The organism is Winogradskyella sp. A3E31, assembly GCF_046720935.1.
Classification (GTDB): domain Bacteria; phylum Bacteroidota; class Bacteroidia; order Flavobacteriales; family Flavobacteriaceae; genus Winogradskyella.
On sequence record NZ_JBHNWH010000002.1, the window covers coordinates 18241 to 43917 of the forward strand.

At 35.6% G+C, this 25677-nt stretch carries 22 protein-coding genes and 1 pseudogene; 14 read left to right on the forward strand and 9 right to left on the reverse strand.

Annotation, left to right across the window (positions count from 1 at the left end):
* The first annotated feature begins 80 nt into the window (after positions 1-80).
* The 4 genes from ACFEMA_RS02680 to apaG all read left to right on the forward strand — a co-directional run bounded on the left by ACFEMA_RS02680 (position 81) and on the right by apaG (position 4024).
* Positions 81-860 (forward strand): DUF6090 family protein, encoded by a 780-nt coding sequence (locus ACFEMA_RS02680; protein ID WP_411766440.1) that lies wholly within the window; start codon positions 81-83, stop codon positions 858-860.
* Between the two features lie 46 nt (positions 861-906).
* Positions 907-2148 carry a DUF5103 domain-containing protein gene (locus ACFEMA_RS02685; protein ID WP_411766441.1) on the forward strand — a complete coding sequence of 414 codons (1242 nt, stop codon included), beginning with the start codon at positions 907-909 and terminating at the stop codon, positions 2146-2148.
* Between the two features lie 79 nt (positions 2149-2227).
* Complete coding sequence (locus ACFEMA_RS02690; protein ID WP_411766442.1) at positions 2228-3613, forward strand: pyridoxal phosphate-dependent decarboxylase family protein; 1386 nt, start codon at positions 2228-2230, stop codon at positions 3611-3613.
* Between the two features lie 24 nt (positions 3614-3637).
* Entirely contained in the window at positions 3638-4024 is a 387-nt protein-coding gene (apaG, locus tag ACFEMA_RS02695; protein ID WP_411766444.1) for a Co2+/Mg2+ efflux protein ApaG, read from the forward strand.
* Here apaG and ACFEMA_RS02700 read toward each other — a convergent pair.
* Complete coding sequence (locus ACFEMA_RS02700; protein ID WP_411766445.1) at positions 4021-5028, reverse strand: DUF6695 family protein; 1008 nt, start codon at positions 5026-5028, stop codon at positions 4021-4023. The genes apaG and ACFEMA_RS02700 overlap by 4 nt on opposite strands.
* A 171-nt stretch (positions 5029-5199) precedes the next feature.
* Between ACFEMA_RS02700 and pruA the strand changes: the two genes are divergently transcribed.
* Positions 5200-6825: an L-glutamate gamma-semialdehyde dehydrogenase gene (pruA, locus tag ACFEMA_RS02705; protein ID WP_411766446.1), complete on the forward strand. Its 1626-nt coding sequence runs from the start codon at positions 5200-5202 to the stop codon at positions 6823-6825.
* A 154-nt stretch (positions 6826-6979) separates the two neighbouring features.
* Here the strand turns inward: pruA and rsmG are convergent, their stop codons facing one another.
* Positions 6980-7606 carry a 16S rRNA (guanine(527)-N(7))-methyltransferase RsmG gene (gene rsmG, locus ACFEMA_RS02710; RefSeq protein WP_411766447.1) on the reverse strand — a complete coding sequence of 209 codons (627 nt, stop codon included), beginning with the start codon at positions 7604-7606 and terminating at the stop codon, positions 6980-6982.
* 142 nt (positions 7607-7748) lie between these two features.
* Between rsmG and ACFEMA_RS02715 the strand changes: the two genes are divergently transcribed.
* Entirely contained in the window at positions 7749-8849 is a 1101-nt protein-coding gene (locus ACFEMA_RS02715; RefSeq protein ID WP_411766448.1) for a fatty acid desaturase family protein, read from the forward strand.
* A 21-nt stretch (positions 8850-8870) separates the two neighbouring features.
* Positions 8871-10055 (forward strand): pyridoxal phosphate-dependent aminotransferase, encoded by a 1185-nt coding sequence (locus ACFEMA_RS02720; protein ID WP_411766449.1) that lies wholly within the window; start codon positions 8871-8873, stop codon positions 10053-10055.
* Positions 10056-10060: 5 nt separating this feature from the next.
* On the opposite strand, the gene ACFEMA_RS02725 is transcribed toward ACFEMA_RS02720, so the two are convergent.
* The 4 genes from ACFEMA_RS02725 to trkA all read right to left on the reverse strand — a co-directional run bounded on the left by ACFEMA_RS02725 (position 10061) and on the right by trkA (position 13743).
* The gene (locus tag ACFEMA_RS02725) at positions 10061-10324 is read right to left on the reverse strand and encodes a hypothetical protein (protein WP_411766450.1); all 264 of its coding nucleotides are present in this window, start codon (positions 10322-10324) and stop codon (positions 10061-10063) included.
* Positions 10325-10486: 162 nt separating this feature from the next.
* Complete coding sequence (locus tag ACFEMA_RS02730) at positions 10487-10735, reverse strand: hypothetical protein (RefSeq protein WP_411766452.1); 249 nt, start codon at positions 10733-10735, stop codon at positions 10487-10489.
* Positions 10736-10887: 152 nt separating this feature from the next.
* Positions 10888-12390: a TrkH family potassium uptake protein gene (locus ACFEMA_RS02735; protein WP_411766453.1), complete on the reverse strand. Its 1503-nt coding sequence runs from the start codon at positions 12388-12390 to the stop codon at positions 10888-10890.
* Between the two features lie 3 nt (positions 12391-12393).
* Entirely contained in the window at positions 12394-13743 is a 1350-nt protein-coding gene (gene trkA, locus ACFEMA_RS02740; RefSeq protein WP_411766454.1) for a Trk system potassium transporter TrkA, read from the reverse strand.
* Between the two features lie 132 nt (positions 13744-13875).
* Between trkA and ubiE the strand changes: the two genes are divergently transcribed.
* Together ubiE and ACFEMA_RS02750 are read left to right on the forward strand one after the other, a co-directional pair.
* A complete protein-coding gene (ubiE, locus tag ACFEMA_RS02745) occupies positions 13876-14607 on the forward strand; it encodes a bifunctional demethylmenaquinone methyltransferase/2-methoxy-6-polyprenyl-1,4-benzoquinol methylase UbiE (protein WP_411766808.1) in 732 nt (243 codons plus the stop codon).
* A gap of 1 nt (position 14608) precedes the next feature.
* Positions 14609-15322, forward strand: a complete 714-nt coding sequence (locus ACFEMA_RS02750; RefSeq protein WP_411766455.1) for a porin family protein — start codon at positions 14609-14611, stop codon at positions 15320-15322.
* On the opposite strand, the gene ACFEMA_RS02755 is transcribed toward ACFEMA_RS02750, so the two are convergent.
* On the reverse strand, positions 15315-16043 hold the full coding sequence (locus ACFEMA_RS02755; protein ID WP_411766456.1) for a TrmH family RNA methyltransferase: 729 nt from the start codon (positions 16041-16043) through the stop codon (positions 15315-15317). The genes ACFEMA_RS02750 and ACFEMA_RS02755 overlap by 8 nt on opposite strands.
* Positions 16044-16151: 108 nt before the next feature.
* Here ACFEMA_RS02755 and ACFEMA_RS02760 point away from each other — a divergent pair, with 108 nt between their 5' ends.
* The 3 genes from ACFEMA_RS02760 (at position 16152) to accD (ending at position 20896) form a co-directional block, all read left to right on the forward strand.
* Positions 16152-18719: a POTRA domain-containing protein gene (locus ACFEMA_RS02760; RefSeq protein ID WP_411766457.1), complete on the forward strand. Its 2568-nt coding sequence runs from the start codon at positions 16152-16154 to the stop codon at positions 18717-18719.
* A 124-nt stretch (positions 18720-18843) separates the two neighbouring features.
* On the forward strand, positions 18844-19911 hold the full coding sequence (fbaA, locus tag ACFEMA_RS02765; RefSeq protein ID WP_411766458.1) for a class II fructose-bisphosphate aldolase: 1068 nt from the start codon (positions 18844-18846) through the stop codon (positions 19909-19911).
* Between the two features lie 127 nt (positions 19912-20038).
* Positions 20039-20896 (forward strand): acetyl-CoA carboxylase, carboxyltransferase subunit beta, encoded by an 858-nt coding sequence (accD, locus tag ACFEMA_RS02770; RefSeq protein ID WP_411766459.1) that lies wholly within the window; start codon positions 20039-20041, stop codon positions 20894-20896.
* A gap of 51 nt (positions 20897-20947) precedes the next feature.
* On the opposite strand, the gene ACFEMA_RS02775 is transcribed toward accD, so the two are convergent.
* Positions 20948-21793 (reverse strand): hypothetical protein, encoded by an 846-nt coding sequence (locus ACFEMA_RS02775; RefSeq protein WP_411766460.1) that lies wholly within the window; start codon positions 21791-21793, stop codon positions 20948-20950.
* Positions 21794-21974: 181 nt separating this feature from the next.
* Between ACFEMA_RS02775 and rpsO the strand changes: the two genes are divergently transcribed.
* Positions 21975-22244: a 30S ribosomal protein S15 gene (gene rpsO / locus ACFEMA_RS02780; RefSeq protein WP_411766461.1), complete on the forward strand. Its 270-nt coding sequence runs from the start codon at positions 21975-21977 to the stop codon at positions 22242-22244.
* A 329-nt stretch (positions 22245-22573) separates the two neighbouring features.
* Positions 22574-24830 (forward strand): annotated as a pseudogene (locus ACFEMA_RS02785) (polyribonucleotide nucleotidyltransferase).
* Between the two features lie 99 nt (positions 24831-24929).
* Here ACFEMA_RS02785 and ACFEMA_RS02790 read toward each other — a convergent pair.
* Positions 24930-25445, reverse strand: coding sequence for a hypothetical protein (locus ACFEMA_RS02790; RefSeq protein WP_411766462.1), 516 nt, complete (start codon positions 25443-25445; stop codon positions 24930-24932).
* Positions 25446-25677 lie beyond the last annotated feature (232 nt).

The window sequence follows — 25677 nt, forward strand, 5'->3', positions numbered from 1 at the left end:
TTTATAGTGATTATAAATAAGGCGTCTTTTTATGGCGTGTTTTTATTAAGTATATTTAAACCCAGCCAATTAGCAACGTAATGATTAAATTTTTCAGAACTATTAGAAAACGAACCATTGAAGATAATAAATCTGCTCGCTACTTTAAATATGCTATAGGCGAAATCATCCTTGTTGTTATAGGTATTTTGATTGCCTTACAGATTAACACTTGGAATGAAAACAGAAAAGCTAAAGCCGAAGAACAAAAAATCCTAAAAGCTTTACAGTCTGACTTTAAAGTTTCTAAAACCAGAATTGAGGAAACTCTTTCAGTACAAACTAGAGTAATGATCTGTAGTAAAACTTTAATTAATATTCACGAAAGAAATAACTCTGAAGAATATCTGTATTTTAACACGCATTTAGATTCATTAGATTATTTAACTTCTTACGGTACCTCATGGTATAGAGCCGAGCCTGTTACTGGAGCTTACAATTCTTTAATTAGTGCTGGAAAAATTGATTTAATACGCAGCGAAGACCTTAGACACCTATTAGCGCAATTTGCAGCAGATTTAGATTCAGGATTTGAGGATCAAGATACCGCAATGATTCTTTTAAATGATCTCAATGACATAATAAATCCTTTTACACTAAAAATAGCAACCAATAAATTTAGAAAACGTTTAAACTTAAATCCAAGAAAAATTCAAAATCTAGAAATCTCTGAAGAGTTTTTTAATAATGAGGCTTTTTTTGGAAAATTATATTTAAAAAGCATATTAGAGTATAACAGGATTACCCGGCAAAAGAAATTTTTAGAACAAGTTAATTCTATTTTAAGATTAATTGAAGAAGGGCTTCAAAATTCAGCATGAGAAAACAGGCACAGAAATTGATTATCTTTGTTAAAATTGAGATTCGATGCGATTAGTACTATTATATTCATTATTTCTCTTTTCAATAATTGGGTATACCCAAGTTGAAGAGGTCAATCCACCAGACTTTATAAAGACTATCACTTTTGCGAGTAACACACCGCAAAGTCAACTACCAATTTTAAGATTAGGCGAACCTTTGAGGCTTCAATTTGATGCACTGACTGGTAACGAAGAAGATTTTTACTATAAAATTGAGCACTTTAATTACGATTGGACACCGTCTAGCCTTGCCAAAGGTGAATACCTGAGAGGATTGGATAATCAACGCATCCGAAACTACCTCAATTCACTGAATACCTATCAAATCTATTCGCATTACGATTTAAGAATCCCGAATGAAAACACAAGAGCACTTCTAAAAAGTGGAAACTATTTGATTTCTGTTTACGACAACTATGGCGAGTTGATGTTTTCTAGAAAGTTTATGATTTACGAAGATTTAACCTCGGTTGGTGCAGCGGTAAAACGAACTCGGAGTTTAGAAACCATAAACGAAAAGCAAACATTTCAAATAACCATTAATTCTGGAGAAACCATCTTGAATAATCCCTTGGAAACCGTAAAGACCATGATTATTCAAAACAATAACCTTTCAACAGCCATCACAGATTTAAAACCACAATACACGCTTGGCAACCAATTAATCTATCGCTACGACCAAGAGTCCGCTTTTTGGGGTGGTAATGAATACTTGTTTTTTGAGAATAAGGATGTAAGGGCTGCCACTGTTGCTATTCAGTTTATTGATCTTTTAGACGTATACCACAATTACCTTTTCGCCAACATTAATAGAAGTAAGCGACCATATACCTATTACCCCGACATTAATGGCAATTTTCAAGTTAATGTCATTGATAGGGACAATGCTAATATTGAAGCTGATTACACGGTCATTCATTTTACATTAAAACATGATGAGTTAAAAGGAAAGAATGTTTATGTGTACGGCAATTACAATAATTATGCATTAGACGAATTCAATCTTATGGCATATAATTATGAAAAGCGGGCTTACGAAGCTCAAATTCTTTTAAAACAAGGCTTCTACAATTATAAATATGTAGTCGTTGATGGCAAAGGAGACATGGACGAAGGTGCTATCAGCGGTAATTTTTGGCAAACTGAGAACAACTACAAAATTTTGGTTTACTACCGTGATTTAGGGGCACGTTTTGATCGTATCATTGGTTTAGGCGAAGCCAATTCTGAAAACATCACCAATTAAATTTCCCTATTCATCTTTAAGTTTGTAAGTTTTAAGGGTATTTTTGACCAATACAATGAAATTACGACCTTCTAATACTATGAAAAACGATATTGCCCTATTTTCAGACTTGTGTGATATACTATTAACAGAAGAGAAAGAAAACCCAGTTGCAAAACCCATTTCTACAAATAAGTTATTACAAGAACTTGATTTACATTTATCGGACGCTCCTACACTTGATGACGACTTAAAAAATGTCTTGGCAGATATTATAAAGAGCACGCCAAAAACAGCTTCTAAAGCTTTTTTCAATCAATTGTTTGGTGGACGAATGAGTAAAGCTACACTTGGGGATTTGTTAGCCGTAATGCTTAATAACAGCATGTACACCTACAAGGTAGCTGGCCCTCAAGTAGGCATTGAAAAAGAAATTATTAATAATATAAGCAAACTTGTTGGCTATCCCGAAAATAGTAACGGCACCTTAGCTCCTGGCGGATCCATGACCAATATGATGGCCATGCTTATGGCTAGAGACGCTAAACGCCCAAATATAAGAACCGAAGGGTCCAAAGAAAACCTCATCGTTTATACTTCAGAAACGTCTCACTACTCTATCGCCAAGAATGCCGCTATGGCCGGAATAGGAAAAAACAACGTTCGCTTGGTCAATACCAATGAACAAGGTGAGCTATTGGTTGCCCATTTAGAAGCTTTGATAAATGAAGATCTAAGAAAAGGAAACGTTCCATTCTTTGTTAATGCCACAGCTGGTACAACGGTGCTTGGAGCTTTTGATGATATTACTGCCATTAGCAGAACATGTAAGTTATACGAATTATGGCTACATGTTGATGGAGCCTATTGTGGAGGAGTTATTTTTAGTCAACGTTACAAACATTTAGCTAAAGGTGTTGAACTTTCGGATTCATTTAGTATCAATGCCCATAAGATGCTGGGGACTCCACTCGGTTGCTCAATCATTGTGACCAAACATAGAGAGCAATTGCATCATAGCTTTTCTAATGAAGCGGATTATCTTTACCAAACCGATGGGGATGATTTTAATCTCGGCAAAACCTCTATACAGTGTGGTCGCAGAAATGACGCCCTTAAGCTATGGACACTTTGGAAATCCATAGGCACAAACGGCTTGGAGGATCTTGTGAACAAACAATTTAAACTTGCCGAAGCTGCAAGAGATTATATAAGTAACCACCCTGATTATACTTTAGAAAGTTTTGACGACTCTATCTCAGTTTGTTTTAATTATAAGGACATTCCTGCCAAGGAGCTTTGTACAAAACTATACAAAGACGCACAGTTGATGGTTGGCTTTGGATCTTTTAGGGATAAAGAGTTTGTAAGAATGGTGACCATCAATTCAGTCTTAGAAAAAGAGGATATACTCAATTTCTTTGAAACTTTAGAAATTTTTGCTGAAACACAAATGCCAAAATTGGTTGAAAATGCACATCATTAAAAAATTTAGTATTTTAGTCCAAGCATGGTACAACAAGTTACAAGTGGTATAAAGATTTCGGTGGACACCGAATTTGAAGGTACGTTTTATAAAGACTATAAAGTGACCTTTGCTTTTGGCTATAAAATTACCATTGAAAATCAAAGTAAAGACGTGGTGCAGCTAACATCTCGCTATTGGCATATCCTTGATGCTTTAAACCATGAAGAGACCGTAGAGGGAGAGGGAGTTATAGGACAAAAACCGATGCTTTCACCAGGACAGTCGCATACATACACCTCTGGCTGTTTACTTAATGCACCATTTGGCACAATGAGCGGACATTACAATATGATGAATTTTTCAACAGGAAAACTATTTAAGGTCTTTATCCCTGCGTTTAAATTAAATGCTCCTTTTGCACTGAATTAAGCATTTAGCTTCTCTTTAAAATTAAATCTGTATCGTTGCCCATTTTGTTCAACATGAAAATATAAGCAATTAGAATATTGAACAAATTTATAGTCCAAAGCATAAACGAAACTTTGATTATCTATTTCAAATAAACCATCAATATCTATATGTCCATCTGGAGACACACGCCTAAACCTGTATTGACCATCTTCATTTTTGGAGTATAATTCAAACCAAGCACCAGCAGCAATACCAGATAACCATTGCGCATGATTCGCTTTTTCAGCATTCTCTTTTGGCTTTAAAGTACCAATAAAATTCGGTCTGTATTCCCTTAATCGATCTAAAAATAATCGCCTGTTTTCTTTTGAGGTATTCGATGAAAACTTACCAATATTTCCATTAATATCGACTTCATAAATACGTTGCTCAGTATCTGCAATAACCACATTACCAATTGTGCTTGGTGTAAACCATTTTGAGCGTTTCAATTTTGCGACTATCTCATTATTCGTTACGCTGGCGATAAGTGCATCCGTAACAAATCTGGCACAATTACAAGCCACTTTTTTAAAAGCTGCGTAAATGATAAATTCTTCAGCCTGCATGTCATCGATATGCTGTCGTGCTTTTTCATAATTCACAAAAGTGCAAAGCGATGCTACCAATTTACCTTCCCCATGAGTTAGTTTTGGATGGGTCGCCAAGAATTTCAGAATATCCTCTAAATTCAGAATTGTGTTATTTTCAATCTCTGCTTTTAAAGGAAAGTCCAACTCAGTATCAGTTTTTTTTCCTCTCACTCTACCATAAGGTTCTGGCGTTATGTACCGCCCAAAATCATGATACTCTAAAATTCCTGTACTTTTTTCAATAAGCACTAAGGCCGCGTGACCAGCTCTTACATAGTTTTTTTTTCCAACCCCAACAACATGAAGATACTTAGAATACCATTCATCGGCAACCATAACTATAGTTTCAGGGTAAGCTAGGGTTAAAATAATCGCATCATTTTGCTTCATGTAATTATGAAAAAGATTTTGTTATGGACTACAGTCAATTTTGTGGCTGACAACTTACAAAATATTAGATAAACATTAAGGTTTCCTTAAGAGCAATTCCCTTTTAGACTCTATTAAAAATTGTACATTTGCAATTCATAAAAATGTATAATACTAAAAACAAAATATAACATGGGAAAAGGATTCTTCAACGTACCAGTAGCCATAAACGAACCGGTAAGATCTTATGCTCCTGGCTCACCTGAACGCGAAGACGTTTTAAAAGCCTACAAATCACTTTTTAATAGTACTACGGATGTGCCAATGTATATTAATGGTAAGGATGTGACAACAGGAAACACCAAGCCCATGTCTCCACCACACGACCATAAACACATTGTTGGTCAGTATCATTTAGCAGAGCAAAAACATGTCGAAGAAGCTATTGCAACAGCTTTAGAAGCTCGCAAAACATGGTCTAAAATGGACTGGGAGCAACGTGCAGGTATCTTTTTAAAAGCTGCTGAATTGGTAGCCGGGCCGTATAGAGATAAAATCAATGCTGCAACAATGATTGGTCAGTCAAAGACCATTCACCAAGCTGAGATTGATTCCGCCTGTGAGTTGGTAGATTTTCTGCGTTTTAATGTACAATACATGACTGACATCTATCACGATCAGCCAGAAAGCACAAGTGATGCATGGAACCGATTAGAATATAGACCTCTTGAAGGTTTTACCTATGCAGTAACACCTTTCAACTTTACTGCTATCGCAGGTAATTTACCTGCATGTATGGCACTGATGGGGAATGTTGTGGTTTGGAAACCAAGTGATAGCCAGATTTATTCTGCAAAAGTCATTATGGATATTTTTAAAGAAGCCGGTGTTCCCGATGGCGTTATTAATGTCGTATTTGGTGACCCAGTGATGATAACCAATACGATATTGGCCAGTCCAGATTTCTCTGGCTTACACTTTACAGGTTCTACACACGTCTTTAAAGAATTGTGGAAACAAATTGGAAACAACATCCATAATTACAAAACCTATCCACGCATTGTTGGTGAAACAGGTGGTAAAGATTTTATCATCGCTCATAAATCAGCCAATGCAAAACAAGTGGCTACTGCTATTTCTAGAGGTGCTTTTGAATTTCAAGGACAAAAATGTAGTGCTGCATCAAGAGCTTATGTACCTTCAAATTTATGGGAAGAGGTTAAAAATTATGTCATTGAAGATGTAAAGTCTTTCAAAATGGGTTCACCAGAAGACATGAGTAATTTTGTAACTGCCGTAATCCATGAAGGGTCATTTGATAAATTAGCGAAATATATTGATGGAGCTAAAAATGATGCGGATGCTGAAATTATTGTTGGTGGCAACTATGATAAATCCAAAGGCTATTTTATTGAGCCGACAGTCATTTTAACATCGAACCCAAAATACACAACCATGTGTACCGAATTATTTGGGCCTGTTATCACTATTTATGTGTATGATGGAGATCAATATTCCGAAACTTTAAAATTAGTTGACGAAACAAGTGAATATGCATTGACTGGTGCTATTTTATCTGCGGACAGATATGCCATCCAAGAAGCCACAGACGTTTTGCAAAATGCTGCAGGTAATTTCTATATAAACGACAAACCAACGGGAGCTGTAGTTGGTCAACAACCTTTCGGAGGAGCAAGAGCTTCTGGGACTAATGACAAGGCTGGTAGTGCTCTTAACTTGTTGCGTTGGGTTTCACCGCGTATGATTAAGGAAACCTTTGTAACACCAACTGATTATAGATATCCATTTTTAGGATAAAAATATTTGTCATTCTGAAATTTGTCATTCTGAGTGAAACGAAGAGTCTCTGCTAATAATATGTAAGATTCTTCACTTGCTTCGCAAGATACTTTCAATCAAAAAATATTTTGATTTCAGTAGTGTTTAGAATGACATTTTGCATTTTTAGAATTTATCTATACTTCAACGGCAAGTGAATTACCTTTTTAGTTTCAAAAAAGTCTTCTTCAAAATAATCGGATAGCAAATAAGCTTTTACAGTCTTATATTGCTTCAGTTCCTCAGTTAAGTCTCCACCTTTTAAATACAAGATGCTATTTTTAAGGCTATTTTTTTGTGGTTTTGAAATCTTGCCTTTTACCCATTTTGTAAATTCTGGCATAGCTGTCACTGCTCTACTGACTATAAAATCATAGGTCTCATCAATCGCTTCTACTCTACTGTGAGTGGTTCTAATATTATTTAATTCTAATGTTTCAGCAACACCATTAATCACTTTCAGTTTTTTACCGATACTATCTACTAAATGAAATTTACAATTTGGAAATAAAATGGCCAATGGCACGCCGGGAAATCCACCACCAGTACCGACGTCTAATATAGAACTGTCATCCGAAAATTCAATAACTTTTGCTATGCCTAAGGAATGTAGCACATGCCTTAGGTACAGCTCATCTATATCCTTGCGGGAAATGACATTGATCTTGGTGTTCCAGTCTTTATAGAGATGCTCTAAAGCTGAAAATTGCTCTATTTGATGTTCAGATAAATTCGGAAAATATTTTAAGATGAGCTCCATTCTAATAATTTGTCGCAAAAATAGTTAATTTTTATGGGGATAATTTATGATAATATAAGGTTGGTGGCTTTGATTTATTAATATCTTTGCCCTTTCCATAATGAATAATTTTTATATTCGTTATGGTTTAAATTAATTTATTATGTCTCAACAAACATTATCATTTTCTAGAGCTGACTCAGCAAAGTTCTTTAGAACATTGAACAAAAGAGTAAATACCTACTTTAAGGAAAATGACATTAAACGTACAGGTAACTGGAAACTTTGGCTAAAAACCATAGTGATGTTTGCCATTTTTTTAACTCCTTATTTTTTATTGTTAACGCTTAACATTCCTGCATGGGCACAAATACTTTTAACCATTGTCATGGGTATTGGTATGGCCGGTGTCGGTATGAATGTGATGCACGATGGCAATCACGGCTCATTCTCAAACAAAGAATGGATCAACCGATTAATGGGAAGCAGCATCTATATTTTAGCAGGAAACGTTTACAACTGGAAAGTTCAACACAATGTCTTGCACCACACCTACACCAATATTCACGGGCATGACGAGGATTTGGAAGCCGGGCGAATTTTACGCTTTTCAAAACATTCAAAATGGCATAAATACCATAAATTTCAGCATTATTACTCTATTTTATTATACGGATTATTAACTATAAACTGGGCAATTACCACAGATTTTCAACAGATGAAACGCTACATGAAGCGTAAATTATCTTATGGTAAATTACCGAACCCCGTTGTAAACTGGAGCAAGCTAGTGATATCTAAACTTATATATGTGGCCATGTGGATTGTTATTCCAATTGCGTTAACTGACTTAGCTTGGTACGAAGTATTGATTGGGTTCTTTATAATGCATTATGTGGCTGGTCTTATTCTTAGTGTGGTCTTCCAATTGGCACATGTTATGGATGAAGCTGAAATGTTAATGCCAGAGGAAGATGGTACCATGAAAAATACTTGGGCTATTCACCAGTTAAAAACCACTGTTAATTTTGGTGCAAAAAACTGGCTAGTTAACTGGTACACCGGAGGTTTAAACCATCAAGTTGAACATCATATTTTTCCACATATCAGCCATATCCATTATGGCAAAATTGCTGAAATTGTAAAAAGTACAGCTAAAGAATTCAATTTACCTTACAAAGAGTATAAAACCACAAGAAAGGCCATTGCAGCCCATTTTAAATTTCTAAAGGAAATGGGAACAAAACCAGCTATGGCAGTTTAATTAATAGTTTACAAAGAAAGCATGAACCAACTTTCTGATAGAATTAACAAGCTATCGACCTCTGCAACATTGGCTATGGCAGCAAAAGCTAGAGAATTGCGTGCTGAAGGCAAGGACATCATTGGACTAAGTTTAGGCGAACCAGATTTTAACACTCCTGATTTCATTAAAGACGCTGCTATACAGGCTATTAATGACAACTACAGCAGTTATACTCCGGTTGATGGTTATGTAGAACTTAAAGAAGCTATTATAAATAAGTTTAGAAGGGATAATCAACTAAACTATACATTACCACAAATAGTAGTGTCCACAGGTGCAAAACAATCGTTGGCAAATGTGGCTTCTGTAATGCTTAATGATGGTGACGAAGTCATTTTACCATGTCCATATTGGGTGAGTTATGCTGACATTGTAAAACTGAACGGAGGAGTCCCTGTTGAAGTGAAAACGGATATCACTAACGATTTTAAGATGACTGCGGATCAGTTAGAGGCTGCCATTACCCCAAAGACCAAAATGATTTGGTACAGCTCCCCTTGTAACCCTAGTGGCTCTGTTTATAGTAAAGAAGAGTTGCGTGCATTGGCAGATGTGCTTCAAAAACACCCAAACATTTATGTGGTTTCTGATGAAATCTACGAGCACATCAATTTTATTGGAGGCCATTTTAGTATGGCTCAGTTTGAAGACATGTACGATAGGACGATTACCGTTAATGGAGTGTCTAAAGCTTTCGCCATGACAGGCTGGAGAATTGGTTACATTGGCGCTCCAGGTTGGGTTGCGCGTGCTTGTAACAAATATCAAGGTCAGATTACAAGTGGTGCCAATTGTATTGCCCAACGTGCCGTAATTACAGCTTTAAATGCAGATCCTTCGAAGGTGCAATATATGATTGACCAATTTAAAGAACGCCGTCAATTAATTTTAGGGCTTTTAAATGAGATTGAAGGTTTTAAATCCAATGAACCAGAAGGTGCGTTTTACGTATTTCCTAACGTATCCCATTATTTTGGAAAAACCATAAAAGGAAAAACCATTAACAATGCTTCCGACTTCTCTTTATTTTTATTGGAAGAAGCCCATGTTGCTACTGTTACCGGTGACGCTTTTGGAAACCCCGACTGCATCCGTATTTCTTATGCTGCTTCTAAAGAGCAGATTGTTGAAGCTTTAAAGCGTATCAAGGACGTTTTAAGTTAACAAGTTTACTTTATTACTAGAAAATAAAACAAGACAATAACTCCTACAATACCAATTATAGTTAGGGTAATCATTTTTAGCCACCAAAGTTGTCTTTCCGTTTTAAGTCTTTTTCTAATGGTGCGTAATTGCTTTTCAGATGCTTTAGGCAGATTAAATTCAGAGCTATTTCCAGTATCATAACCACCAAGTGTTTTCTTAAATCTTTCGCGCTTTGTGCGCATAAGATTATTGTTCCTAATAGCTGTATTCATTGCTTGTATAGCCATAATAGTGGATTTTATAAATGATTTGTAATTTACTGCTGCAAGAGCGGGATTAATTCTACCATCTATTCTGAATAAACTTTCTCAGGCTTTTCAAAATAGAGTTTAATAAAAAATGCTTTCCGTTTTGGAAAGCATCAGTTAAAGGTCTTTTTTATGTTCTTTCTAAAAGAGAATTGCGAGTACTACTGCAAATATTGAAACTTTTAGAACGACGTCAATAGGTAAAATACTATTGAAACGCTTTATTTTAAGATGCTGTCTTATTCCGAATACGGAGGTTGAACTTGCCGATTTATATGTTTTGTCTGCTATTTTTTTATAGTTTGAATTAGACAATGGTTCTACGGCAAAATTATGATATCTGGGTTCAGGTTCCGAAGATATTGCTCGATTGGTTACAAATAATTCCATGATTGATAAAGTTAATTGGTTACATCTATATGACGCTAAACACTTAAAAATGTTACAAGTAGAAATTAAAAAAACATAAAATGCAAACACGCAAATATCCTGAAGATATGATAAACTCTAATAATTTCAGGAAAATAACCTATGTAAAAAATTTATCTATTTCGCCAAAAGAATGGCGTTAATAATATAAGAACTGTGAACAATTCTAAACGTCCAATAAGCATTAAAAAGGAAGCCCACCATTTACCTAAATCGGGTAATGCTGCATAATTGTTTACAGGACCAAAATCCCCCAAAGCCGGTCCAACATTCCCTAAGCTTGAAGCTGAAAGACCAATTGCTGATTCAAAATCAATGTTAAAGGTCGAAAATACTAGGGCACCAACAATAAAGGACAGCATGTATAAAATGAAAAAGCCTAAGATATTAAATACAATACCACCTGAAATTGACTTATTGTTATATCTCACTGGTAGAATAGCATTTGGGTGCAAGGCTCTTTTAAATTCTAGAAAACCATTTTTAATTAACACCAAATGTCTCACTACTTTTACACCACCAGAAGTACTCCCTGCTGAACCACCAAGGAACATTAAACCAAAAAAGAAAACAGTTAAAAAAGGTGTCCATGCAGTATAGTCGGCTGTAACAAAACCTGTAGTAGTAACAATTGCCAACACCTGGAATAGCGCATGTCTAATTGTAGCTTCTACTTCTCCAAATACCATAGGATGCTCTACTGTAGAGTCTGAAAAATCTGCCTTAAAATAAATAACAAGAGCTGCAATTATGGTAAAACTTGCAATAAACTTAAAATACAGCTTAAACTCTTCGTCCTTTATTATTTTCTGAACTCTACCCTTAAAAGCAAAGTAGCTCAACACAAAGTTAGCACCAGCTACAAACATGAAAAGTATAACGATATATTGAATCTCTGGAATAGCGTTCCAATGTGCTAGACTAGCATTCTTTGTTGAAAAACCTCCTGTAGATAAAGTACTCATCGCATGGTTAATGGCATCAAAAAACGTCATTCCAGCAGCATCTAACAAGATGGTTTCTGCAATGGTATAGCCAACATATATAAGCCATAGACGTTTCGCTGTATCCGTAATTCTTGGATGCAACTTATCGCCACCAGGCCCAGGCGCTTCAGCTGCAAATAATTGCATACCGCCAATACCTAACAATGGTAATATTGCAATAGCCAAAACAATAATCCCCATACCACCAATCCAATGCGTAGTACTTCTCCAAAATAAAACTCCTTCGGGGATGACTTCAATATCATTTAAAATACTCGCCCCTGTTGTGGTATAACCAGACATGGTTTCAAAAAAAGCATCTGTAAAGCTAGGGATAGCTTCTGTAATCAAATAGGGTAAACTTCCAGACAAAGACATAATTATCCACCCAAAAGCCACCACCATATACCCTTCCCGTTTATTCATTTCTTGAGAATGTTTACGAGTAGCCAACATTAACAATGCGCCAGCGGCAAGTACAGTAATTCCGGATAAGAGTAGTTTTAAGGTAACACCATCTTTGTAGATATAACTTATTAAAGTAGCAAGCAGCATAAACCCACCATTAAAAAGCAGGAGTAACCCAAAAAAATAAAGAATGATTTTATAATTAAGTTTAAATGAAGCCATTGCTTAAGAGAAAAACTTTTCAACTTCGGAAATGGATCGCGGCAAACAACACACAACAACTTTATCACCTGCACGGATACTAAAATCACCTAAAGGAATCACCCCTTCTCCATCTCTTATCACTCCACCAAATATTGCTGACCTTGGGAATTTTAAATCTTTAATAGGTTTTTGGGTGATTTTTGTTCCTGCTTTAACGACAAACTCTAATAATTCGGCATTCATATTAGTCAGTTTAGTCATAGCAACAACTTCCCCCTTTCTTATATATCTAAATATATTGTTTGCAGCAAGTAGCTTTTTATTAATTAAAGTATCAATACCAATAGATTGAGACAATTGGTAATAATCCATGTTTTCGACTAAAGCAATGGTTTTTTTTACTCCTTTGGACTTAGCTAAAAGACATGACATTATATTGGTTTCTGAATTGCCAGTTACAGAAATAAAGGCATCCATATCAGAAATATTCTCTTCTTCTAAGATCTCAACATTTCTACCATCGCCACAAATAATTAGAGCATTAGGGAGTTCATCGGCCAAATCCTCTGCTGAATCTCTTTTATTTTCTATAAGCTTAACGTTAAACTTACTCGCACAAAGATCTTTTGCAGTTTTATAGCCAATTTTACTTCCTCCTAAAATCATCACATTCTTAATCTCAACGGCAACTTTTCCAGAAAGTTCAAAAAGCTCTTGGTCACCTCCTTCTGTCGTCACAAAAACAACCTTGTCACCTTCTTTAAAATAAGTATCCCCTCTTGGTATTATTGTATATTGAGTTCCAAAACGTTGAATGGCAATCGGAATAAAATGTAACTCAGGATAAATTTCAGCAGCCTCCTTAACTGTTTTACCAACAAAAACCGCAGTCCTTGACAAGCGTAAACCAAGCATAGTGAGTTCACCACTTTCAAACTCAAAAGTATCATTAAAACCGTACTGATTTAGTAACAGCTCAATTTCAGAAGCTGCTAATGATTCTGGCGAAATGAGTTCATCAATTCCAAATTTTGAGAAACCAGCAACTTCCTTGTTGTCAATAAACTCAGTATTAGAAATTCTGGCAATAGTACGTTTTGCCCCTAACTGCTTTGCCAATACACAGGCAGTAATGTTTGTAGTTTCGGAAGATGTCACAGCTATGAACAAACCAGATTGATCTATACGGGATTCCTGCAACACTTTTATAGAAGTGGTATCTCCCTTTATGGTTCTGATGTCTAAATGTTCATCAGCATAAGTTAGTCCTTCCTTATTAATATCAATCAAGGTAATCTCTTGGGATTCAAAGGACAAAAGCTTTGCCAAATGGAATCCAACCTCACCTGCACCAGCAATGATTATTTTCATGTAATTATGACTTGAAAAATCATACAAATATACATTTATTTTAAGGCATGCTTCAAAATTATGGTCATTATAATATTAGACGCAGACCATCAAAAAACAGATTTGAAACTGTTATATTTGCCAAAATTTCTAATGTCAGAAAAAGTAAAACCATACAAGGATAGTGACCTCAATAAAAAAGAGCAGGTTACCAAAATGTTCGACACCATTTCTAAGGAATACGATGGGCTAAACCGTGTTATTTCTTTTGGTATTGATGTGAAATGGCGCAAAAAGGTGGTTAATCTTGTCAAGGAAACAGAACCTAATAATATTTTGGACATAGCTACAGGAACGGGTGATTTGGCCATTAATTTAGTTAAAACTGGTGCTGACGAGATTATTGGACTTGATATCAGTGATGGTATGTTAGAAGTCGGACGTCAAAAAATAAAAACAAAAAATCTAGATGGTGTCATTAAAATGGTCATTGGCGATTCTGAAGATCTTCCTTTTGAGTCGAATTCCTTTGATGCCATTACAGTAGCATTTGGAGTTCGTAACTTTATGAACCTCGAAAAGGGATTGGCTGAAATATTACGTGTCCTAAAACCTAATGGCATTTTTGTGATTTTAGAAACTTCTGTGCCAACAAAACCGATTTATAAGCAAGGATATTTAGTCTATTCAAAATATATTTTACCAACTATCGGAAAGGTGTTTTCCAAAGATCGAAGTGCATACAAATACTTAAGTGAGTCTGCCTCTGTTTTTCCTTATGGTGAAGCTTTGAACAATATTTTAAGAAAAACTGGGTTTATAAATGTCGAAGATCATCCACAAACGTTTGGTGTCGCAACAATTTATACAGCATCTAAATCATAATATGAAAAAATTAATAATCGTCTTACTTACTGTATGTAGTTTCAATACTGCCTTTGGACAATTGTTCAGCAAGGAAAAGATTATTAACCTAGAGAATATGGACAAAAAAGTATTGTCTTGGGGTTATTTTTTAGGGTTTAATAGTTATGACTTTAAGTTTGAATACGAAGAAGATTTACGGGACATTTTGGTTGATAGATCAGCAGGATTTCAATTAGGATTAACAGGGGATTTAAGAATAAATGAACACATCAACCTAAGGTTTGAGCCTGGTGTTTATTTTACGACCCGCAACCTACGCTATGACGAAAGTTATTTTGATGGTACTGATTTTAATGATTCGGATTTACTGCGTGAAGTAAAATCCACCTATGTACATTTCCCGCTGTTATTAAAATTTTCGACCAAGCGCATCAATAATTTTAGGCCCTTTATTGTTGGTGGAGTATCGACATCCATTAATCTTTCGAGCAACGAAAAAAACCCTGATGATAATAACGCAGGGCAGTTTAGGATGACTACCAATTCGTATTACTACGAACTTGGTTTTGGCATTGACCTATATCTACTCTATTTTAAGTTTACACCCTCAATCCGTGGTGTATTTGCGTTAAATGACGAAATTATTAGGGATCGTGACCCAAATAGTCCATGGACAGGAAACATTCATAGTATGAAGACCCGTGGGATTTTTATCAACTTTACCTTCAGGTAGTAGAACGCTTAAATTCACTCAAGCAAATTGATGTTGCCGTTGCCACATTTAAACTTTCGGTGATCTTTAAATTTCCAAATCTTGGAATAGATAACTTTTTATTTATTAGTCTTTCAATCGCTTCTGATATGCCATTAGCCTCATTGCCCATTACTAAAATACCTTTGTCAGGCAAGGAGGTTTTGTAAATGGACTCCCCTTTCATAAAAGTGCCATATGTTATGGATTCCGTGGTTTCTAGGAAGTGCTCTAAATCCAAATAACAAATATTTACTCTTGTCAATGACCCCATGCTTGACTGCACTACCTTTGGATTAAAGCAATCTACCGTCGTTTTACTGCACACCAAATCATTAACACCAAACCAATCGCAAAGCCTAATTATTGTTCCTAAATTACCAGGATCACGAACAGCATCCAGTGCCACAATTAGCTGAGAGTCTACTATAGTTTTTGGCTTGGGCATTTTAAAAACCCCTACAGCTTTGTTTGGGGATTTAAGTTGGCTCACTTGTTTCAACTGAGCTTCAGAAATTAAAGAATAGTGTGCTGTAGACACTTTAAAAATATCTTCAGTTGTGTATAAATAATAAAGTTCAATATCTGAATTTAGAAATTCTTCAATCCCTTTTACCCCTTCGACCACAAAAAGGCCATTCTGCTCCCTATATTTTTTTTGAGCTAAACTTTTAATTAATTTTATCTTGGCCTTTGATAACATCAAAATGTATTTACATTTGTTAGAACAAATTTAATCTTTAATTAAATATCGGTTTGGACTACTTTTTGTTATAGCATAACAAATCAAAACTATCAATTCAACTTGAACTTGCAACATCTTACAACTTTACAATTATTTTCTGGCAAAATGATGTTGCGGTTTCTTTTTTTACTGGTCTTTATCCTTTTAAATTCGTGCAGTGCCGTAAAACGTGTTAAAGATGGAGAGCATCTACTTACAGACAACACCATAATTGTTGACGATAAAGTCATTAAGACTGAGCGGGTCAATAATATTCCGCTACAAAAACCTAACGCAACAATCCCTTTGTTAAACACACCTTTGCGTCTGCATGTTTATAATTTAGCTAGACCCAATATAGATTCTATCATCCATGAAGATCTTTATGGGGATCCAAAAAAAGCCCGAAGAAGGATCAGATTACTTTCTAAAAAACAAGTAGATCGGTTAGCAGAATCCCGAAAAGCCTTTAATTCATGGTTAAAACGAACAGGTGAAGCCCCGACGATTTTAAATGATGCTAAAACTGAAAAATCAAAAAACCGCTTACGTTCTTATTATTTTCAAAATGGGTGGTTTAATAATGTCGTGAATACTGAAGTGGTAAGAGACTCTAATAAGCGTGCTGAAGTGACTTATAAAGTTACAAAAGGTCAACCTTATATGCTCGATACGCTAAAGACATTTATCAGTACACCCGCTATCGATTCTATTTATAAGGGCAACACAACCGACTCTTTTATAAAAAAAGGCGATCAATATAAGGAAGAGAATTACGAGAAAGAACGATCTCGTATCAATGAGGTTATGAGAAACTCTGGTGTTTATCATTTTGGCACTGAAAATGTCAGTTTTGTTTTGGATACTATTGGTTTTGACAATGCTTTTAATGCCGAACTCTATATTAATGACAGAACCATTAGAGGGTTAGATTCGACTAGAGTGGAACCTTTTAAAATTTACAAGATTAAAGAGGTAAATATTTTTACAGATTATTCTTTTGAAAATCAAACCAACAAAGAGGTTTCTGATTCCACTACTTATGAAGGCTACAATATCTATAGTTTTGATAAGTTACGATTTAGACCTCAGGCACTGACTGATGCTGTTTTTATAAAGGAGGGTGATTTATACAAGGATATCAACCGAACACGGACGTCGAGATATATTAATCGTCTTCAGATGTTTAGGTTCCCGGATATTGAATATATAGAAAATCCAGAAGACACCACACTAACGGCAAATATTAGACTCTCGCCTTTAAAAAAATACAATCTAGGGTTTTCGTTTGATGTCTCTCAAAGTAATATTCAGACCATAGGCTTTGCATTTAGTACAGGTCTTAAAATAAGGAATGTATTTAAAGGAGCTGAAGTGCTAAATATATCAGCTTTGGGTTCCATTGGAGCATCAAAAGACAGTGGTGACCCTAATGATCCTTTTTTCGATATTAACGAGTTTGGAGGGACTATTGGCTTAACTATGCCTCGATTTTATTTTCCCTTTAATACCGAAAGAATTATCCCAAAATACATGTCGCCAACGACAACAATGAATATTTCGGCGACGAGCCAAACCAATATAGGTTTAGATAAACAAAACCTCTCGAGTATTTTTGGGTATAATTGGTTGCCGTCAGAAACGGTTTCTAATAGTCTTGAGTTATTTAATATTCAGTTTGTAAAAAACCTAAACACCAGCAACTACTTTGGGGTTTATGGCAATTCTTATAACCGTTTAAATAACATCGCAAGAAACATAAACTATATTGGAAATACGGATGATTTAACAATCCCTGAAGGGACAAATATGTTCATCGATGACGTACTGTCTAATAACACATCCTTAAACCCTTCAGATACAGACTATGTTACTGTTAATAATATTGATCAACGTCGAGATAGGTTAACTGAAGATAACCTTATTATATCTACGAGCTTTGATTATAAAAAGGATAAGCGTGAAAGTATTTTTGACAATAACTTCTCAACCTTCAAATTCCATTTAGAAGTTGCGGGTAACATTCTTTCTGCTGTTTCTGATTTCGCTGGGGTAGAAAAAAACGAAAACGATCGTTATGAAGTATTTGGGGTGGCATTTTCACAATACTTTAAAGCAGAGTTAGATTATATAAAGTACTTTGAAACCGGAGGGAAAAGCGTATTGGCATTTCGAAGCTATTTTGGGGTGGCTATACCTTACGGCAATTCTGGAAGCATACCTTTTGTAGAAAGTTTTTTTGGAGGTGGCCCAAATGACAATAGAGCTTGGACAGCATATAATTTAGGCCCAGGCAGCTCTCAAAACACCAATGAATTTAGTGAAGCTAATTTAAAATTACACTTCAGCTTAGAGCAAAGGTTTAACCTATTTGGTCGCTTTTATGGTGCTTTATTTGCTGATGCTGGTAATATCTGGAACGCTTTCGGCAATGTTAACGATGACCCTCCTTCAACGTTTAATAATTTGAGTTCCTTAAAAGATATAGCTGTCGGTAGTGGGTTTGGTGTCCGCTACGATTTTACATTTTTTGTATTTCGTTTTGACGTTGGTTTTAAAACCTATGACCCATCGAAAGAAGTTGGCAATCGTTGGTTTACCGATTATAACTTTAGAAACGCGGTTTACAATATCGGTATCAATTATCCTTTTTAAACTCCTTCAACGAAACAAAATCTACATCGTTTTCGTAACTTTTCCTTTAATCAAAGGCTGTTTCAAGGTTATAAGTATTTAAAAATTATGTATTTTTGAATCTAACTTTTCAACTAAAAAAACGATGAGTCATAATATCAAACCTGGAGTTGCAACAGGAAAAGAAGTTCAAGACATTTTTAATTTAGCTAAGGAAAAAGGATTTGCTTTACCTGCAGTCAATGTTATTGGATCTAACACAATAAATGGAGTATTAGAAACAGCCAAAGCGTTAAACGCTCCTGTGATTATTCAATTTTCAAATGGTGGTGCGCAATTCAACGCTGGGAAAGGACTTAGCAATGAGGGTCAAAAAGCAGCTATTGCAGGTTCCATAGCAGGAGCTAAACATGTACATCAAATGGCAGAAGCCTACGGTGTTCCGGTAATATTACACACAGACCATTGCGCTAAAAAATTATTACCATGGATCGATGGTCTTTTAGATGCTAGCGAACAGCATTTTAAAGAAACAGGAAAATCTCTCTATAGCTCTCACATGATCGACTTATCTGAAGAGCCTCTTGAAGAAAATATAGCCATCTGCAAAACGTATTTGGAGCGCATGAGCAAGATGGGCATGACCTTAGAAATAGAATTAGGTATTACCGGTGGTGAGGAAGACGGTGTTGATAATACAGATGTTGATGATTCTAAGTTGTACACACAGCCTGAAGAAGTGGCCTATGCTTACGAAGAATTAAGTAAAGTCAGTGACCAGTTTACAATTGCTGCTGCTTTTGGGAATGTTCATGGTGTTTATAGACCTGGAAATGTAAAATTAACGCCAAAAATTCTTAAAAATTCTCAAGAATACATTTCAGAAAAGTATGGGGTTGAGCATAATCATATCGACTTTGTATTTCACGGTGGCTCTGGTTCTACAGTTGAAGAAATCAGGGAAGGTATCAGCTATGGTGTTATAAAAATGAATATTGACACAGACATGCAATGGGCATTTTTAAGCGGTGTTAGGGATTATATTCAAGACAAGGCTGATTATCTTCAAACTCAAATTGGAAATCCTGATGGAGACGATGTGCCTAATAAAAAATACTACGATCCTCGTGTATGGTTGCGTAAAGGGGAAGATGCCTTTGTGACTCGCCTTAAAAAAGCATTTGAGGACCTCAATAACGTTGATACTTTATAATTATCTAGCTTTAATTCTTAAATTGGTTATTTAATAAAGTTATACATTTGCATTAAATAACTAACTAAACTTTTATAGAACGAGGGCTAACTTGTACCCAAATTCTAAATCTAAAAATCGTAAATCAATGGCTTGGTTTAAAAGAAAAGATAAAGGCATACAAACAGCTACCGAAGAAAAGAAAGACACCCCGAAGGGTCTTTGGTATAAATCACCAACAGGGAAAATCATCGACACTAAGGAATTAGAACAAAATTTCTACGTCAGTCCAGAAGACGGTTACCATGTAAGAATTGGAAGTAAGGAATATTTTGAAATTCTTTTCGACGACAATAAATTTAAAGAACTAGATGCTGGATTATCTTCAAAAGACCCATTGAAGTTTGAAGACACTAAAAAATACCCTGATAGATTAAAAGCTGCTCAGGCAAAAACAAAACTCAAAGATGCTGTTCGGACAGCAGTAGGAAAGTCTAAGGGGAAGGACTTAGTGATTGCTTGCATGGATTTTACATTTATTGGTGGTTCTATGGGAAGTGTTGTTGGTGAAAAAATTGCACGTGCAGCTGATTATGCTTTAGAAAAGAAAATCCCATTTATGATTATCAGTAAGTCTGGTGGAGCCCGTATGATGGAAGCGGCACTATCCTTAATGCAATTGGCAAAAACCTCAGTTAAATTAGCTCAGTTAGCTGATGCTGGGATTCCTTATATTTCTTTATGTACCGATCCAACGACTGGTGGTACTACAGCTTCTTTTGCTATGTTGGGAGACATTAATATTGCAGAACCAGGAGCCTTAATTGGTTTTGCTGGACCTCGCGTCGTGAGAGATACTACAGGTAAAGAACTTCCTGAAGGATTTCAAACTTCAGAATTTTTGCTAGAACACGGCTTTCTAGATTTTATTACGCACCGAGCAAAATTAAAAAACAAGGTCAATCAGTATATTGATTTGATTACAAATCAACCATTAAGAGCATAAAAAAAGCGAGCCTCACAGCTCGCTTTTTTCAACTTAACTCAACCAAAGAATTTAATTCAAGGTTATTTCTATTTCATTTCCGTTATTGAACGTAAATGTTGCTTTATTATCACAATCACCTTCACCAAAATCTAGAGTACCGCCAAAGTTAGTCCGCTGAACATCAACTGTTCCTGAGACAAAATAGGTACAGATTACTTCGCGACGCAATGGCTGCATGACTTCGTAAGTGTGGGTGTTTCCATTCACAAAAGTTGTTGTCCAATTCCCGGAAACTTCAAATACATTATCACTAAATACACCACTCCCAAAGCCTTCAATCCATTCTCTAATTTTTGTACCTTCTCGTGAGGCTTGTAATCCATTCGGCCAAATAACAGTTAAATCAACCGTATGGGTAAATTGCGGGTTACCATTGTCGTTAGATAACTCTTTTAAAATGGTTCTACTGCCAATTACAGCTTTGGCGTCAATAAAAAAGTCTTCGAGCTCATAAGTAATCACTCGTTGTTGAGCTTCGGGGTCACGCGTCCAACTCAAAATAATTTTCCCCATGAGTTCATGTCCTCTTACCATACATCCTTCTGAACCGAAATCTATGGTAACTTCTCGGAAGTTTTGCTGGGCAATTATAGTAATGGTTACACAATCTGGTAATTGAGGAGGTTGAACCACTCGACCAGTTTCAGAGGCTTCTTGATTTTCATAAACTTCAATAACCAAATCCTCTAAAGCTCCTTCTATAGCATCTACTTCTGCTGAAGCTTCAATTTCTGTAATATCCAAATTAGAGTCTTCAACTTCTGTTGTCTCATTGTCTTTAGAACACGACACTACAACTGTACTAAAAAGTAGTAGAGCAAAACATGCTTTTAATGTTGATTGTAAGGTTTTCATAATATTTCATTTTAGATTTGTTTCATAATTAAGACCTAACAGATTTAAAAAGGTTTAATGCAGTTCGTCGAAAACTTAAAACAATCCCTAAAAAGAGGTGTAAATTTCTAAATATTACTATCTTTGCCGCTCGAAAGAAAAACTTTCGACGTACATAACAATCATTTACAATAATATTAGCATGTATATTACTAAAGAAAAAAAGGAAGAAATCTTCGCAAAGTACGGATCTGGCAAAAAAGACACAGGTTCAGCAGAAGGTCAAATTGCATTATTTACTGAAAGAATCAATCACTTAACAGAACACTTAAAAACAAATCGTAAAGATTTTAATACTGAGCGTTCATTAGTAAGTTTGGTAGGTAAGCGCCGTGCGCTATTAGACTACTTAACCAAAAAAGATATCTTAAGATATCGTGCAATCGTTAAGGAATTAAAATTAAGAAAATAATTTTTTCAACATAAAGACCACGTTTTTTAGCGTGGTTTTTTATTTTAGTCACTGAGGCGATGTGTTGAGTTTATCGAAACATTACTCAAAGTGATATATATAACGCAATCGGAAGCGTTTAAAATCCGAAATTATAATTAAGCAGATATTGTCCTGAATCGAGTTCAGGATTTGCAGTTTTTCATTGGTCAAGGCATAAATGCCATACACAACACTACACACAACAACACAGCGACCATTGTTTAACATTGTTTTGGTGGCTGAGGCTTGGTCATTGAGCTTGTCGAAATGCTCGAAGTCACGAAACCAAAACACGAATTAAAAAATTTATGATTCCAAAGACTTACAAAGAGGTCATAGACCTTGGTGACGGTAGGGAAATTTCTATCGAAACCGGAAAACTAGCAAAACAAGCGCATGGTAGCGTTGTTGTGCAATCAGGAAAATGTATGCTACTGTGTACAGTTGTTTCCAATTATGAACAGAAAGACCTTAACTTTCTACCTTTAACAGTAGATTATCGCGAAAAATTTGCTGCTGCAGGTCGTTATCCAGGTGGTTTCTTTAAAAGAGAAGCAAGACCAAGTGACGGTGAAGTTTTAACAATGCGTTTAGTGGATCGTGTTTTACGTCCATTATTCCCAAAAGATTATCATTCTGAAACTCAAGTGATGATTCAGTTAATGTCTCATGACGATGATGTTATGCCAGATGCTATGGCAGGTTTAGCGGCTTCTGCTGCAATTCAATTGTCAGATTTTCCTTTTGAATGTCCAATCTCTGAAGCCAGAGTTGGTCGTGTAAATGGTGAATTTATTATCAACCCAACATTTGCGCAATTAGAAGAATCTGATTTAGATATGATGATTGGTGCCTCTGCAGATTCTGTAATGATGGTAGAAGGTGAAATGGATGAGATTTCTGAAGAGGAAATGGCAGATGCCATTAAGTTTGCTCACGAAGCTATTAAAGAGCAATGTGCTGCACAAGTACGCTTAGCTGAAGCATTTGGTAAAAAAGAAGTACGTGAATACGAAGGTGAAAGAGAAGAAGAAGATTTAGAAAAGAAAATTCACGATATGGCATATGATAAAGTTTATGCTATTGCAAAAGCTGGATCTGCTAAACATGAAAGAAGTACTGCGTTTTCTGAAATAAAAGAAGAAATTAAAGCGACTTTTTCTGAAGAAGAATTAGAAGACTTTGGTGACTTAGTGTCTAAATATTACTACAAAGCTGAAAAAGCTGCGATTAGAGATTTAACCTTAAATGAAGGGTTACGTTTAGATGGGAGAAAAACTGATGAGATTAGACCAATTTGGTGTGAAGTGGATTACTTACCATCAACACATGGGTCTTCAATCTTTACACGTGGAGAAACTCAAGCTTTAGCGACAGTAACTTTAGGAACATCTAGAGATGCTAACCAAATAGATATGCCATCTCAAGAAGGGGAAGAGCGTTTCTATTTACATTATAACTTCCCTCCATTTTCAACTGGTGAAGCTAGACCAATCCGTGGAACATCTCGAAGAGAAGTTGGACATGGTAATTTGGCACAACGTGCCTTAAAAGGTATGGTTCCAGATGAATGTCCATACACAGTACGTGTTGTATCTGAAGTTTTAGAATCTAACGGTTCTTCTTCTATGGCAACCGTGTGTGCAGGCACAATGGCATTAATGGACGCAGGTGTACAATTAAAAAAGCCTGTTTCTGGTATTGCCATGGGATTAATTTCTCAAGGTGAAAAATATGCTGTTCTTTCCGATATTTTAGGTGATGAAGATCATCTTGGAGATATGGACTTTAAAGTTACGGGTACGGCAGACGGTATTACTGCTTGCCAAATGGATATTAAAGTCAAAGGACTGTCTTACGAAATTTTAGTAAATGCATTAAAGCAAGCTAGAGAAGGAAGGCTTCATATCTTAGGAAAACTAACAGACACTATAGCTACTCCAGCTGAAGATGTTAAGGCTCATGCTCCTAAAATGATTACACGTCGCATCCCGAATGAATTCATTGGTGCATTGATTGGTCCTGGTGGAAAAGTCATCCAAGAATTACAAAAAGAAACTGACACGACTATCGTTATCAACGAAGACCCTGTAACTGAAGAAGGTATTGTTGAAATCTTAGGTACAGATCAAAATGGTATAGACCAAGTATTAGCTAAGATTGACTCCTTAATGTTTAAACCAGAAGTTGGTAGCGTTTACGAAGTTAAAGTCATTAAGATGCTAGATTTTGGTGCTGTTGTAGAATATGTTGAAGCACCAGGAAACGAAGTGCTGCTTCATGTATCCGAATTAGCTTGGGAGCGTACCGAAAATGTATCTGATGTTGTAAACATGGGAGACGTTTTTGATGTGAAGTATTTCGGCATCGATTCAAGAACCAGAAAAGAGAAAGTCTCTCGTAAAGCTATTTTACCAAAACCAGAAGGCTTTAAGGAAAGACCACCAAGAGATAATAACCGAGGACGTGATAATCGCGGACGTGATAATCGTGGACGCGACAACCGTAACAGGGGATAATCGTAGAGACGATAGAAAACCTCGTAATGAGAATAAAGAAGATTAATAACTAATCTTTTTGAGAATTTAGAACCGCTTCAGTATTGGAGCGGTTTTTTTATAACCACAAACTAAATAAAAAATAATATGTCTGAATAGATATGATTCAATCATTTTTTATAATTGCATAATTCTTTATTTCACTTAGACTATTTAGATACTTAGTGACATTAAAATCAATATCAATCTTCTTCTTACCAGTACCTATTATTGCACCTACTCCACCACCGATTAACCCTAAAGTAATTCCACTTATCAGTCCTTTTTCCTCTTTAGATAAAGAAAAAAACCCTCCTTGATCATCCCCATCAGCATACCCAACTATAAATCCTAATGTTCCCCCAATGGATGCACCTATTAAAGTCCCTCTAACTACACGTCCTTTCTTTCCTATTTTAATTCTTCTAATATCAGTATTTTTTACAGTTATTAAGTTAGGTTCACGGTCTTTAACATCTTCTAAAACATTTAATTTAGAAGTATCAGCAGAATGTAAAAAGCCTTCTATTCTTTCACTTTCAGTAATAACTATAACTTTATAGGCCTTTATTTTTTCACTTTCGGTCTGGGCAAATGAAAAAAAGTTTAAGCTTAGTACAAACAATAATATGATTGATTTCATAATTTAAATTGAATCAAAAACAACTATCTTCTAAATATAAGTTTTTTACACTTGTAAATAACAAAATAGCTATACCTATTAAATAGTTCATTAAAAGATATGGCACATTATGTCACCGACAAACTGTCACATTTTCAGTCTCTTCTAAAAATTCAAATTTACATATCAACAAACTATGGTGTCAAAACCCTCCATAATCGCACCTTTTGCTATTAAAACTTTCGGATTCGTG

Excerpts from the sequence above, each read along its gene's own strand:
- ACFEMA_RS02775 (WP_411766460.1), bottom strand. The coding sequence starts at position 21,793 with ATGAAAACCTTACAATCAACATTAAAAGCATGTTTTGCTCTACTACTT.
- fbaA (WP_411766458.1), top strand. The coding sequence starts at position 18,844 with ATGAGTCATAATATCAAACCTGGAGTTGCAACAGGAAAAGAAGTTCAA.
- ACFEMA_RS02700 (WP_411766445.1), bottom strand. The coding sequence starts at position 5,028 with ATGAAGCAAAATGATGCGATTATTTTAACCCTAGCTTACCCTGAAACT.
- ACFEMA_RS02725 (WP_411766450.1), bottom strand. The coding sequence starts at position 10,324 with ATGGCTATACAAGCAATGAATACAGCTATTAGGAACAATAATCTTATG.
- ACFEMA_RS02690 (WP_411766442.1), top strand. The coding sequence starts at position 2,228 with ATGAAAAACGATATTGCCCTATTTTCAGACTTGTGTGATATACTATTA.
- pruA (WP_411766446.1), top strand. The coding sequence starts at position 5,200 with ATGGGAAAAGGATTCTTCAACGTACCAGTAGCCATAAACGAACCGGTA.
- rpsO (WP_411766461.1), top strand. The coding sequence starts at position 21,975 with ATGTATATTACTAAAGAAAAAAAGGAAGAAATCTTCGCAAAGTACGGA.
- ACFEMA_RS02715 (WP_411766448.1), top strand. The coding sequence starts at position 7,749 with ATGTCTCAACAAACATTATCATTTTCTAGAGCTGACTCAGCAAAGTTC.
- ACFEMA_RS02755 (WP_411766456.1), bottom strand. The coding sequence starts at position 16,043 with ATGTTATCAAAGGCCAAGATAAAATTAATTAAAAGTTTAGCTCAAAAA.
- accD (WP_411766459.1), top strand. The coding sequence starts at position 20,039 with ATGGCTTGGTTTAAAAGAAAAGATAAAGGCATACAAACAGCTACCGAA.
- ACFEMA_RS02680 (WP_411766440.1), top strand. The coding sequence starts at position 81 with ATGATTAAATTTTTCAGAACTATTAGAAAACGAACCATTGAAGATAAT.
- ACFEMA_RS02735 (WP_411766453.1), bottom strand. The coding sequence starts at position 12,390 with ATGGCTTCATTTAAACTTAATTATAAAATCATTCTTTATTTTTTTGGG.
- ACFEMA_RS02790 (WP_411766462.1), bottom strand. The coding sequence starts at position 25,445 with ATGAAATCAATCATATTATTGTTTGTACTAAGCTTAAACTTTTTTTCA.
- ACFEMA_RS02720 (WP_411766449.1), top strand. The coding sequence starts at position 8,871 with ATGAACCAACTTTCTGATAGAATTAACAAGCTATCGACCTCTGCAACA.
- trkA (WP_411766454.1), bottom strand. The coding sequence starts at position 13,743 with ATGAAAATAATCATTGCTGGTGCAGGTGAGGTTGGATTCCATTTGGCA.
- rsmG (WP_411766447.1), bottom strand. The coding sequence starts at position 7,606 with ATGGAGCTCATCTTAAAATATTTTCCGAATTTATCTGAACATCAAATA.
- ACFEMA_RS02730 (WP_411766452.1), bottom strand. The coding sequence starts at position 10,735 with ATGGAATTATTTGTAACCAATCGAGCAATATCTTCGGAACCTGAACCC.
- ACFEMA_RS02750 (WP_411766455.1), top strand. The coding sequence starts at position 14,609 with ATGAAAAAATTAATAATCGTCTTACTTACTGTATGTAGTTTCAATACT.
- ubiE (WP_411766808.1), top strand. The coding sequence starts at position 13,876 with ATGTCAGAAAAAGTAAAACCATACAAGGATAGTGACCTCAATAAAAAA.
- ACFEMA_RS02685 (WP_411766441.1), top strand. The coding sequence starts at position 907 with ATGCGATTAGTACTATTATATTCATTATTTCTCTTTTCAATAATTGGG.
- apaG (WP_411766444.1), top strand. The coding sequence starts at position 3,638 with ATGGTACAACAAGTTACAAGTGGTATAAAGATTTCGGTGGACACCGAA.